This is a genomic window from Klebsiella sp. 10, assembly GCF_018223925.1.
GTDB classification, from domain to species: domain Bacteria; phylum Pseudomonadota; class Gammaproteobacteria; order Enterobacterales; family Enterobacteriaceae; genus Klebsiella; species Klebsiella pneumoniae.
Genome location: NZ_JAGRRB010000003.1, coordinates 1 through 333 on the forward strand (window position 1 = coordinate 1; position 333 = coordinate 333).

A 333-nucleotide genomic window follows, 5' to 3' on the forward strand; every position below is an offset into this window, starting at 1 on the left:
AAAAATGAATACCAAGTCTCAAGAGTGAACACGTAATTCATTACGAAGTTTAATTCTTTGAGCATCAAACTTAAATTGAAGAGTTTGATCATGGCTCAGATTGAACGCTGGCGGCAGGCCTAACACATGCAAGTCGAGCGGTAGCACAGAGAGCTTGCTCTCGGGTGACGAGCGGCGGACGGGTGAGTAATGTCTGGGAAACTGCCTGATGGAGGGGGATAACTACTGGAAACGGTAGCTAATACCGCATAACGTCGCAAGACCAAAGTGGGGGACCTTCGGGCCTCATGCCATCAGATGTGCCCAGATGGGATTAGCTAGTAGGTGGGGTAA

At 48.9% G+C, this 333-nt stretch carries 1 rRNA gene (only partly in view); it reads left to right on the forward strand.

Features of this window, described 5'->3' with window-relative positions:
- The first annotated feature begins 72 nt into the window (after window positions 1-72).
- A 16S ribosomal RNA gene (locus KHQ26_RS04195) occupies window positions 73-333 on the forward strand (it continues 1155 nt past the right edge of the window).